The sequence below is a fragment of the Flavobacterium sp. GW823-FHT06G12 genome (genome assembly GCF_058794775.1).
Genome location: NZ_JBXAHE010000003.1, coordinates 441,743 through 454,738, shown reverse-complemented (window position 1 = coordinate 454,738; position 12,996 = coordinate 441,743). Strand labels below are relative to the sequence as shown.

General features: G+C 34.6%; 5 protein-coding genes. All 5 read left to right on the top strand.

Annotated features, from left to right (window positions below):
* Nucleotides 1-128 precede the first annotated feature (128 nt).
* The 5 genes from AC1Q5Z_RS14560 (at nt 129) to AC1Q5Z_RS14540 (ending at nt 12,986) form a co-directional block, all read left to right on the top strand.
* Entirely contained in the window at nt 129-4,223 is a 4,095-nt protein-coding gene (locus AC1Q5Z_RS14560) for a two-component regulator propeller domain-containing protein (protein ID WP_492445546.1), read from the top strand.
* 345 nt (nt 4,224-4,568) lie between these two features.
* On the top strand, nt 4,569-7,571 hold the full coding sequence (locus tag AC1Q5Z_RS14555) for a SusC/RagA family TonB-linked outer membrane protein (RefSeq protein WP_492445545.1): 3,003 nt from the start codon (nt 4,569-4,571) through the stop codon (nt 7,569-7,571).
* Nucleotides 7,572-7,583: 12 nt separating this feature from the next.
* Nucleotides 7,584-9,104 carry a RagB/SusD family nutrient uptake outer membrane protein gene (locus AC1Q5Z_RS14550; protein WP_488754506.1) on the top strand — a complete coding sequence of 507 codons (1,521 nt, stop codon included), beginning with the start codon at nt 7,584-7,586 and terminating at the stop codon, nt 9,102-9,104.
* A gap of 206 nt (nt 9,105-9,310) precedes the next feature.
* Nucleotides 9,311-10,504 (top strand): glycoside hydrolase family 88 protein, encoded by a 1,194-nt coding sequence (locus AC1Q5Z_RS14545; RefSeq protein ID WP_492445542.1) that lies wholly within the window; start codon nt 9,311-9,313, stop codon nt 10,502-10,504.
* Nucleotides 10,505-10,577: 73 nt separating this feature from the next.
* Nucleotides 10,578-12,986 (top strand): glycoside hydrolase family 2 protein, encoded by a 2,409-nt coding sequence (locus AC1Q5Z_RS14540; protein WP_492445541.1) that lies wholly within the window; start codon nt 10,578-10,580, stop codon nt 12,984-12,986.
* Nucleotides 12,987-12,996: the final 10 nt, after the last annotated feature.

The window sequence follows — 12,996 nt, the reverse complement described above, 5'->3', positions numbered from 1 at the left end:
AATTCACGATTTTCTTTGAATTTAATTTTTTGATAATTCGTCAATTCGTGGCTAATCTTAACACAAAGAAATTAATCCTTTTAATCTGTGTAATCTGTGGCAAAAAACTTCATCATAATACAAGTGCTATGAAATACAAAATAGTCTTTCTGGTTTTGCTTTTTATTTCAGGAAACCTGTTTTCCCAAAATAAATACCGTCTTAAAAATTTCTCTACGACCGATGGGCTTTCGCAGAGTTCTGTGATTGCTATTCATCAGGATAAATTTGGGCAGATGTGGTTTGGAACCCGCGATGGTTTAAACAAATATGATGGAAGCCGATTTACCATTTTCAGAAATGATACTGCCGATAAATATTCGATTAGTAACAATGATATATTAGCAATTGAAGAAGACAATTCAGGAAAAATCTGGGTCGGAACTTACAATGGATTAAATTGTTATGATCCAGTTTCGAATCGTTTCACGAGATATCTTCATACCAAAGCCAATCATACCATTAGTAATAATGCCGTTTGGAGCATGAGAGAAATTGGCGGCGAAATGTGGTTTGGAACTTCAAAAGGATTAACGATTTACAATAAAAAAACAGGATTGTTTTCTTCTGTTTTCCATTCAGATGATGATGCTTCTACCCTTCCGAGCAATAATATTTTGAGCATTTTAAAAACCAAAAATGGCGAAATTTGGATTGGAACAACGAAAGGGTTGTGTCAATTGACAAGTAGAAAAAATGGCAAATTAACTTTCAAAAATTATCCTTTAAATTCGACTGATTTATTAAACGTACAATCGGTAATTGAAGACAAAGATGGCAGTTTATGGATTGGAACAAAAAACAAAGGTGTTCTAAAATTCGATCAAAAAGAAAAAGCTTTTGTTTCCTTTTTACCAACAGACAAATATCGAGAAATTAATAGCGACATTCGCTCTTTACTAATTGACAATCAAGGTTCTTTATGGATTGGAGCTTATGACGGAATTTATATCTTAGGTCAAGATAAGAGTCTTCAAAAAATCAACAATACCAATAACAGCAACGGAATCGACAAAGTAAAGTCGGTTTTTATGGATAAAAAAGGTTCTATTTGGATTGGCTGTTATTATAAAGGAGTAAATCTTTGGGATGTTTCAAATGTCAATTTCTCTAATTACAATCAGAATTCAAAAAAGATTCCGATGAGTTTTGATGTGGTGAGTTCGATTATTGCAGACAAAAACGGGAACATTTATTTTGGAACTGAAGGTGGCGGAATCACGATTTACAATAAAAATACCGAAACTGTAAGTTACATTAATAGCAAAACTGGACAAACTCATAAAAATGATATCAAAGCCATGTGTTTGGCAGACGATAATATTTTATGGATTGGAACTTTTTCTAAAGGATTATCAGCTTACAATACTATTTCTAAAAAAATTGAAGACAATAGAATTGCAATAGATCTGGCCGATTTATTAAAAGAAAGCGGCGTTTATTCGCTTAAAGCTGAAAACAAAATCTTATGGATTGGAACTTTTGGCAAAGGTTTAATTCGTTATAATACATTAGATAGAACCTTTCAAATTATTGGAAATGATACTTCTAAACCCGTTTTTCTAACCAATAACATGGTTCGCAGTATTTTAATCGACAAACAAAATTCAATCTGGCTTGGAACACAAAATGGTTTAAATCGCATTTCGCTTCTAAATTTTGATCCTAATAAATACCAAATACAGCATTTTTTTTATGATCATTCGGCTTTGTCGGGCGACGATATTTTGACTTTGTTTGAAGATTCTCAAAACAAAATTTGGGTGGGAACAAAAGCCAAAGGTCTTCATGTTTTTGATGGAAAAAAATTCACTAGAATCAATCTCAGAATTGGAAATACGGTCATTACTTCCATTCATTCGATTCTAGAAGATGACGATAAAAACTTATGGATCAGTACCAATCAAGGAATTATAAAGTACAATACAATTAAAAAAGCAATTGTCATTTATGATCAGAAAGATGGTTTGGCGAGTAATGAATTCAACGATAATTCGGCTTTAAAATTAGGATCTAATCAGTTTTATTTTGGAAGTCCGTCAGGTGCAACCTTTTTCGATGCCACAAAAATTTCCTTAAATAATTATGCGCCACAGGTTTTAATTACCGATTTGAAAATTAAAAACGAAACGGTAAATGCGCATGACAAAGACGGAATTTTAGACCAAAGCATTGGTTTTACCAAAAACATTACTTTGGATTATGACAAGGCTAATTTTTCTATCAGTTTTGCGATTCCAAATTACATTCGATCCAAAAACAATCAATACAGTTATCGTTTGGTTGGTTTGGAAAACAACTGGACAACGACCAAAAACAGCGAGGCCAATTTTGCGATTCAGAATCCAGGAACTTATACTTTTGAAGTTCGTGGCGCTAACAACGACGGCGTTTGGAACCAAATTCCAACAACATTAACGGTTATTGTAAATCCTGCTCCGTGGCGCAGTATTTGGGCATTTTTATTGTACGGAATCGTAATTGGTTTGGGTTTATACGGTTTGATTTGGATTATGAAATCGAAAGCCAGACTGAAACAAAAATTGGAACTGGAATATCTAGAAACACAGCGAATTGAAGAAAACAATAAATTAAAACTAGATTTCTTTACCAATATTTCGCATGAATTTAGAACACCTTTAACTTTGATTTTAGGTCCGTTACAACAAATTCTGGCCGATTATAACGGAACTAATGAAATGTATAAAAAGCTTCTGGTTATTGAAGGAAGTGCAAATCATCTGTTGAGTTTGATTAATCGTTTAATGGATTTTAGAAAACTGGAAAATCATCAAGTTACATTAGAATCTGCAAACGGAAACATTGTAAAATTTACCAAAGAAATCTTTTTATCGTTTATTGAATATGCCAAAGACGGCGGCTACGATTACACGTTTGAAACTGAAAATGAAGAAATTCTAGTGTATTTTGACCGTTATAAACTCGAACGCGTATTTTATAATTTAATTTCGAATGCTTTTAGATATACTCCAAAAGGCGGTTCGATCAAAGTTACAATCAATCACGATCAGCAGAATCTGTTTATTGCGGTCGAAGATTCGGGCGTAGGAATTGCTGAAGAACATATTGATAAGATTTTCGACTTGTTTTTTGAAATTCCAATGCACAATCAAGTTCAGAAAAACTACAATAAAGGAACTGGAATTGGACTTTCGATTGTAAAAAATATTGTCGAATTGCATAAAGGAAAAATCGACGTTATGAACAAAACCACAGGTGGCGTTATTTTTAAAGTGACTTTACCGCTTGGTTGCGAACATCTTTTAGACAGCGAAATTATTTCCGATTTTAAAATCAGTGACGATATTGAACAATATTCGGCTCAATTAGAAACTTCAGAAATTATTGAAAATGAAGATATTGAAGATTTAATTGTAAACGAAGAAAAACAAACAATTTTAATTGTTGAAGATCATAAGGTTTTGAGAAAGTTCATGAAAAATCTCCTCAAAAAAGACTACAACATTATTGAAGCCGAAAATGGTAAAATCGCTTTTGAAAAAGCTTTAAAATTTGTTCCAAACTTGATTATCAGCGATGTCATTATGCCTGAAATGGTTGGAACTGAGCTTTGTTCAAAAATCAAAGAAAACATAAAAACGAGCCACATTCCAGTCATTCTGCTGACTTCTAGGTCTTCATTGGTTTACAAATTTGAAGGATTAGAAAGCGGCGCAGATGATTACATTAGTAAACCTTTCAATTTAATGGAATTTAGACTTCGTGTTAAAAATCTTTTGAATACAACAGAACGTTTACGAATCAAATTTTCAAGCGAAGACAGTTTTATTCCGTCAGAAATAACGGTTTCTTCTCTGGATGAAGAATTATTGAAAAAAGCATTCAAAATTGTGGAAGAAAACATTTCAAACGAACAATTTGATATTCCGTTTTTCTGTTCAGAATTGGGTGTCAGCCGAACAATGCTATTTTTAAAAATCAAAGCTTGGACCAATTGTACGCCAAATGAATTCATTCACGAAATCAGATTAAAACGTGCATCTCAATTATTAGAACAAAACAAATTAACCGTTTCAGAAATCAGTTATAAAGTCGGTTTCAACAATCCGAAATACTTTAGCAAATGCTTTCAGAAAAAGTACGGCGAGACTCCATCTCAATACGCCGACAAATTTTACAAATCTTATACGATTAAATTGTAAAATGTGAGATGTAAAATGTGAGATGTGAGTTGTGAATTGTTTAAGGTAACCAATCCTTTCACTTTTCACTTTTCACTTTTCACTTTTCACAACTCACAACTCACATCTCACATTTCGCATCTTATTTAAATAATCCGCGTTTTTAAAGGCTTCAAAAAGGGTATCTGTATTTTTAGATACCCTTTTTTGTATTTCTATTTCTTTTTTGGCTTCTACATTTGCGATATGAAAATCAAAAAAACAAGCTTCCTTTTACTCCAAATTTTGTTTGTCATTATCATAATCGGAATGAGTTTATTGCTTTTCTACTTTATCTAACTTATTAACCTTAAAACCAAAAAATGAATGTTTACAAACCACAAAAACAAATCGTTTAAATGGTGTTTACTGGTATCTTTTTTACTGGTAAATATCGTGATGCACGCACAGGAACGAAAAGTAACTGGAAAAATTACTTCCAGCGAAGATTTGCTCGGGCTTCCTGGTGCCAATGTCTATATTAAAAATTCCTCTGTTGGCGCTTCTGCCGATATGGACGGAAATTATACTGTAATTGTAGGAGAGAAAAATGCTGTTTTAGTTTTTAATTTCGTCGGATTTCAAACTGTTGAAGTTCCTGTTGGAACCAAAAATGTTATCAATGTAAGTTTAAAACCAGATACAAAAGCCCTTGACGAGGTTATTGTTGTTGGTTATGGTACACGTAAAAAGAGCGATATTACAGGATCTGTATCTTCTGTAACGGCAAAAGAGTTGACGGCTTATCCTGTTTTAAATGCAGAACAAGCTTTACAAGGCCGTGCTGCGGGTGTTTCGGTAATGTCTAATAATGGTGGCGAACCTGGTGCTCCAACAAAAATAAGAGTTCGTGGAGGAACTTCAATCAATGCAAGCGGAGACGCTTTAATTGTTGTTGATGGTTTTGCAGGTGTTTCTATGCCAGCACCTCAAGACATTGCTTCTATCGAAGTTTTAAAAGATGCTTCAGCAACAGCAATTTATGGATCTCGAGGATCAAATGGAGTTATCATGGTAACAACCAAAAAAGGAAAAGCAGGAAAACCTGTAATTGAGTTTAGCAACTCGACTTCTATTCAATCTGTAAATAACAAATTGCATTTATTGAACGCTGACCAGTTTGCAGCTTACAGGAAAAGTTTTACTACGCATACGCAAGGTCCTGCAAATACAGATTGGCAAGATGTTATCTATCGCGAAGGAATGATTTCGAACACGCAATTATCTTTCTCAGGCGGATCTGATAATGTGAGATATTATGTTTCGGGAACTTATTTCAACCAAAATGGAGTTGTAATTAATTCTGGAATCGATAAATATACTATTGTGGGTAATCTTGAAGCCGATTTATCTCCAAAATTTAAAGTGGGTTTAAACACGTTTACAAGCAAACAGAACAAAGAAGGAATCGTAAGCCAGACAGGTGCTGGAGGAACGGGTGCTGCGGGTGTAATTGCTTCTGCTTACCGTTTTATGCCAGATAAAGGAATTTACAATGCTGATGGAACTTACACTACTACTGCTCCAATTGGAGACGATATCGACAATCCGTACGCAACTGCGATGGAAAATATTTTAGAAACTGTTTCTATCGTAAACCGAAGCAATTTCTTCGCTCAATATCAAATTACTAAAGATCTTGATTTTAAAACGACTTTAGGTTTAACCGATAATAATTCGCAAACAGGAAGATTTATTCCTTCTACTTTAATTGCTGGAAAAAATATCAAGGGAGAAGCTTCTGTAAACAACACTAGATTTTCTTCTTTCTTGACAGAGAATTATCTGACCTTCAAACGTGAAATTATCGACAAAGGAATACTAACGGTTCTTGGAGGATATTCATACCAAAAAAATAAAAACGAAAATTCGTATGCCGCTTCAAGAGGATTTTTGACAAATACGAATTCGTATAGAAACTTAGGCGCTGGAACTGTTTTCTTAAAACCTGATTCTGGTTTATCTGAAACAGAATTGATTTCTGCTTTCGGAAGGTTGAATTTTGATTATGCCGACAAATATTTACTAACCTTTACCGCAAGACGAGATGGTTCTTCTAGCTTTAGTAAAAACTACAAGTACGGAACTTTTCCTTCTGGAGCAATTGGATGGAACATTAGTAAAGAAAACTTTCTGAAAGACAATAAAACGGTTTCCAATTTAAAATTAAGAGCAAGTTACGGAGCAACAGGAAACCCTTCAATTGGTGCTTACTCTACTCTTTCTAGATTCTCTGAAATTTATTATGTGAGCGGCGATGTAATTACAAATGCAGTTCAGTTAACTTCTTTGGATAATCCGAACTTGAAATGGGAAACTTCATATCAGCAGGATTACGGAATTGATTTAGGTTTATTTGATAACCGAATCAGCATTACAGCAGATTATTATAAAACAATCACTAAAGATTTGTTATTCAACAGACCGCTACCAGGAGTTTCAGGAATTGCTTCTCAGCTTCAAAACGTAGGAGAATTAGAAAATAAAGGATGGGAATTAGGAATTAATACTAGAAACTTTATTGGTGCAGATTTTACTTGGTCTACAAACTTTAATATTTCTTCGAATAAAAATAAAGTGTTGAAATTAGCAGACAACAAAGATCTTTTAATCAATTCTGCTCCAGGACACTTCTTAGCAACTGAATCTCAAATTTTAAGAGTTGGACAACCTGTTGGTTCTTTCTTCGGATTTGTTTATGATGGTGTAATTCAGCAAGGAGAAGCAGTTCTGCCAGGAAACTTTGAAACTGTTGCAGGTGGTGAAAAATTTAGAGATGTAAATGGCGACGGAAAGTTAGATTCTCAGGATAAAACAATTATCGGAAATCCAAATCCAGATTTCATCTTCGGATTCAACAACGATTTTACATACAAAAATCTTGATTTAAATATCTTCTTTCAAGGCTCGCAAGGAGGTCAAATCTTAAACTATACTTTAATGGAGTTGGCTTCTGGAAACAATAATGCTACAACTGAAGTTTTAGATGCTTGGACACCAACTCATACGGATACAAATGTTCCTGCAAATGCCGCTAGAACAAAAAGAATTACTTCAAGATTTGTTTATGATGGAAGTTATATCCGTTTGAAAAACATTTCTATTGGATATAGTTTAAATGAAAAAGTAGTTTCAAAAATGGGATTAAGCAAAGTTCGTTTTTACATCAGTGCCCAAAACATTTGGACGATTACCAATTATCCAGGAACAGATCCTGAAACAAATTACTTAAACGACTCTAACTCTAGAAGTAATACTTATTTAGGATTGGATTACGGAGGATATCCAAACGTAAGAACGTTTACAGCAGGATTCAATTTAAAATTTTAATCTAATACAACTATGAAAAAATATATAGCTCTTCTTTGCTTTGGAACACTTGCTTTTTTTAGCTGTTCTGATCTAGAAGAAAAACCAGTAGGAATTATTCGTCCAGAAAACTTTTTCAATAATACAGACGATTTACAGGCTGCTGTAAATGGAGCTTTCGCTAATATTGCCCACAACAATTATTGGGGAAGAGAATTTACAATTGCCCTTATGCTTCGTGATGATATGGCCGATATTGGCGATAGAACAACTCAAGCAGCACGTATCGATGTGAATGACATGTCTATGAACGATACAAACGCGCTTGTTGCGAATTTTTGGCCACAATCTTATGTGATTATTACAGCTGCCAATCAGGCTATTGCAGGTGCTAAAAAAACACCTGGAGATCCAGCAAAAGTTAATGCTATTGTGGCTCAGGCTTATTTTGCAAGAGCTTTTGCTTATTATCATTTGGTTCGTCTTTTTGGAGATATTCCGTACGTAGATTTTGTTGTAAATGATGTATCGCAAGTAAATTCTTTAAGTAAAACAAAAGAAGCAGATGTTTATCCAAAAATCATTGCCGATTTAGAGTTTGCAAAACAGTGGCTAGATGATAAACCAAAAGTAAAAGCCGTTCCCGGAAAAGGTACTGCTGCAGGATATTTAGCTTCTGTTTACTTGACTTTAGGAAATTTCCAAAAAGCGTATGACGAAGCGAAATATGTAATTACAAACGAAGCAAAATTTGGTTTAGGTTTAGATGCCGATTTTCAGGATTTATTCAACGCTACAAAAACAGCTTCATTAAAAGAGCCACTTTTTACAATTGATTTCAATAACTTAACATCAGGAAATTACGGTCAAGATTATACGGCGTTTTTTACAGGATCTTTAAAAGATGACAGTTACAGCTACGGACAAGGTTTCTCGGTTGCAGTTCCATCTTTAAAAGTATTCAATACTTGGGATCAGAGAGATTATAGAAGAGCTGTAAGTTTTGATACAATTATCAGAAAGAAAACCGGTCCAGGCGGATCATTGCAAGTTTATCCTTCAAGCGATAATGAGAAAGCGCCTCGTCCGCATATTGCAAAGTATTTCCGTTTTCCTGGAAAAGCTGGTGCAAACGGAAGAACTTCGCAGCACAATTACATCACAATGCGTTTTGCTGAAGTTTTATTGACTGCTGCTGAAGCCTTAAACGAGATTAATCCAGGTACGGCAGAAGCAGATAGTTATGTAAACCGAGTTCGTGCCAGAGCAAGAAACAAAGCAGGGAAATTGGTTTCTTTTCCAGCAAATGTAACTCCAGGACTTTCTCAAACCGATTTTAGAAAAATGGTTATTGACGAAAGAAGATTAGAATTGGCTTTTGAATATATAAGATGGTATGATATAAAAAGATTAAAAATCGGACCAGAAGTATTTGGACCAAATGGTTTAGAACCACATGCTAATTTTGATCCAAACCGAGATTATTTATGGCCATTGCCTGGAACAGAATTGGCTATTAATCCGAATTTAAAACCAAATAATCCTGGTTATTAATTTTAACTATTATTGAACGCAGATAAAACGGATTCGCTATCGCGAAAACGCAGATTGAAACGGATTTTTTAATCACATCGTGCATAATTAGGTTTCACGCAGATTTAAAAAAAATCCATGCAAAATCAGCTCCCGATAACTATCAGGGCCGCAATAACGAATCCGTTTCATCCGAGTCTAAAAATCAAGATTACAAAATATTTACTATGAAGAATGTCAGTTTCATTTTTTTAATTCTTGGGTTTGCATCGCTGGTAACAGCATGCAAATCTGGGATTAATTCTCAAACAAAAACTACTTCAGCAACGACTGAAAAACTGGAAACGCGTTATAAAATGCTATTAGATTATCCGGTCGATTCAATGTCAATGCCAAGAAGTATGAATACCAAAACGCTTGAAATTCGTAAAGTCCCGTCTAGAGATTGGACAAGTGGTTTTTTTGCTGGAAATCTCTGGCAATTGTACCGATTAACAGGCGATTCAAAATACAAAGAACAAGCTCAAAAATGGACTCCTTTCAGCAAAAAGGAAAGTGTCAATAGTAATTCGCATGATGTAGGTTTTAAAGTGTTTTGCAGTTTTGGAGAAGCGCTGAAAGTGGAAAACAAAAAAGAATACGAAGCGGTAATTGTAAAAGGCGCAGAAACTTTATGCACAAGATTTAATCCAAAAGTGGGATCGATTCGTTCGTGGGATTTCAACAAAGAAATCTGGGATTATCCTGTAATCATCGATAATATGATGAATTTAGAATTGCTTTTTGAAGCGTCTAAAATATCAGGAAATCCAAAATACCGCGATGTTGCCATTCAACATGCCAATACAACTTTAAAAAATCAGTTTAGAGAAGATAACAGTTGTTATCACGTTATCGATTATAACCCAACAACAGGCGAAGTTAGAAAGAAAACAACGCTTCAAGGTTACAATGACGATTCGGTTTGGGCGCGCGGTCAAGCTTGGGCGGTTTACGGATTCACCATGTCGTATCGTTATACAAAAGATTCTGCTTATTTAAAACAGGCCGAAGCGACTGCAAAGTTTTTTATGACCAATAAAAACCTCCCAGAAGACGGAATTCCGTATTGGGATTTTAAAGATCCAAGTATTCCTAATGCTCCCCGTGATGTTTCTGCAGCAATGGTTATGGTATCAGGATTATACGAATTGTATACTTATACCAAAAATAAAAGTTATTTGGCTTTCGCCGATAAAGTAATGGCTTCAGTACAAACGGATAAATATATTTTGGATACTCAAATTAAAGCGCCTTTCTTATTTGATCACAGCACTGGAAACTGGCCAAAACACGACGAAATTGATGAACCAATAATCTACGCCGATTATTATTTCTTGGAAGCATTAATAAAGAGGCAAAGTCTCAAAGGTTCAAAGTAACAAAGGTTTTGAATCTTTGAACCTTTGAGCTAGAAAAACCTTTGAACCTTTGTAACTATGAACCTTTGTAACTATGAATAAACCGAATAAAACTTTTTCAATTTTTGCGCTTTTTGTTTTGTTTCAGATTTGTCTGGGCAGTTTTGCTCAGACAAAGAGAAACATTAATGACAATTGGCTTTATTTAGAAAATCATACTCCAAACCTCAACGAAGCACAAAAAGCTTCCAATTGGGTATCTCTAAATTTACCTCATACTTGGAATGCGGAAGATGCAACCGATTTAATGCCCGGTTATCGACGCGATGCAAGTTGGTATCAAAAGAAACTCAACATCTCTAAAATCGATCAAAATCAGGTTTATTCTTTGTATTTTGAAGGATCAAACGTGACGACTAAAGTCTATGTAAACGGCAAAGAAGCGGGTTCTCATATTGGCGGTTATATTGGCTTTTCTATCGATGTTACGAAATTAATTAAAGAAGGAAACAACGATATTTTTGTTCGCGTAGATAATAGTTACGATATCGAAGTTATTCCGTCTCAAAAAAGCGATTTTTTTATTTATGGAGGCATCACGCGCGATGTTTGGCTGGTTTCGAAATATAAAAATCATATCGAAAATATAAAAATTACCACTCCTGAAGTTTCTGCTAAAAAAGCTTCAGTGCAAATTGTTTCTTCTTTTGTAAATCCTGATAATTCAAAAGATTTATCATTGACGGTAACTTTAAAAAATCCGAAAGGAAAAAAAGTAGCTAGTAAAACAGTTTTGGTTTCAGATAAAACTTCGACTATCACTTTCGAAAACATCAAAAATCCAGAACTTTGGGATACTGAAAAACCTAATTTATACAGACTTTCTGCTGTTTTATCAGAAAAAAATCAAATTAAAGACAGTGTTTCAGAGAAAGTAGGTTTTAGATGGTTTGAGTTTAAAGATCATGGGCCTTTTTACCTTAACGGAAAACGTCTGTTAATTCGCGGAACGCATCGTCATGAAGAACAAGCTGGAGTTGGTGCTGCAATGACAAACGAACAACATTGGGCAGATATGAAATCGATAAAAGAAATGGGAGCCAATTTTGTACGTTTAGCACATTATCCGCAAGATCCAGAAATTTATAAAGCTTGCGACGAATTAGGTTTATTGGTTTGGGATGAATTGCCTTGGTGCCGTGGCGGAATTGGAAATGATGCTTGGAAAACTAACACCAAAAATATGTTGTCGGAAATCATCAATCAGAATTATAATCACCCAAGTATTATTATCTGGTCTTTAGGAAATGAAATTAACTGGCTTCCTGATTTTCCTGGCGGAGATAATGCAGAAAAAACAAATGCGTTTTTAACCGAATTGAATGATATTGCACACCAACTAGATCCAACAAGAAAAACGGCTATTAGAAAATATTATGAAGGTTCGCATATTGTAGATGTATTTTCTCCTTCGATTTGGTCAGGCTGGTATTCTGGAAGCTACAAAAGCTATCAGAAAGCAATTGATGTTTACAAAAAAGAATACAAGCATTTTATTCATGCCGAATATGGCGGAGACAGCCATGTTGGCCGTCACAGCGAAAATCCTGTAACAGGAGAAAATATCATAAAAGCTGAAGGTTGGGAAGAAGCAATTGTTCAGACCAAAGTGGCAAACATTGCTCAAATTGGCGATTGGAGCGAAAATTATATAGTTGATTTGTTTGACTGGCATTTGCATATATCCGAGAATGATCCAACGTTTGTGGGAAATGTTCAATGGGCATTTAAGGATTTTGCAACGCCGTTACGTCCAGAAGATGATATTCCGTATATGAATCAAAAAGGACTTACAGATAGAAACGGAATTCCAAAAGATGCGTATTACGTTTTTAAAAGTTATTGGGCAAAAGAACCTTTTGCTTACATAGAATCACATACTTGGACAGAACGTCAAGGTCCTGAAAATACGCCACGAACAATTAGCGTTTTCAGCAACTGCGATAAGGTAACTTTGTCTCATAATGGAAAATCATTAGGAGAAAAACAGCGAAATCTTGCTCTTTATCCTGCAAATGGTTTAACTTGGGATGTCAATTTTACAAAAGGCGAAAATATTTTAATTGCTATTGGAAAAACAAAAGATGGAAAAACAGTTTCTGATACATTAAAAGTGAATTATCGTTTCAATAAAAATGATACGGCAGTTTCTTTGCAATTGTCATCAGAAAAACGGAAAAACGGAAATTATTTGGTAACTGCAATCGCTATTGATAATAATAATTTGCGTTGTTTGGATTATGAAGCAAGTGTTTATTTTCAATGCTTAAAAGGAGGAAAAACATTAAAAAATCAAGGAACGCCAACTGGAAGCGAATCCATCAGAATGGCAAATGGAAAAGCGTCTATCGAAGTAATTCCAGATGGTTCTGGCAATCCGATCGAAATGACAGCATTGAATCAGAGCTTTAAAGGAGAATATTTGAAGATTTCGGTTGAATAAAAGTTGCTAA

Bases quoted from the DNA above. Each gene is read 5' to 3' on its own strand.
- AC1Q5Z_RS14540 (WP_492445541.1), top strand. From the start codon at position 10,578: ATGAATAAACCGAATAAAACTTTTTCAATTTTTGCGCTTTTTGTTTTG.
- AC1Q5Z_RS14555 (WP_492445545.1), top strand. From the start codon at position 4,569: ATGTTTACAAACCACAAAAACAAATCGTTTAAATGGTGTTTACTGGTA.
- AC1Q5Z_RS14550 (WP_488754506.1), top strand. From the start codon at position 7,584: ATGAAAAAATATATAGCTCTTCTTTGCTTTGGAACACTTGCTTTTTTT.
- AC1Q5Z_RS14545 (WP_492445542.1), top strand. From the start codon at position 9,311: ATGAAGAATGTCAGTTTCATTTTTTTAATTCTTGGGTTTGCATCGCTG.
- AC1Q5Z_RS14560 (WP_492445546.1), top strand. From the start codon at position 129: ATGAAATACAAAATAGTCTTTCTGGTTTTGCTTTTTATTTCAGGAAAC.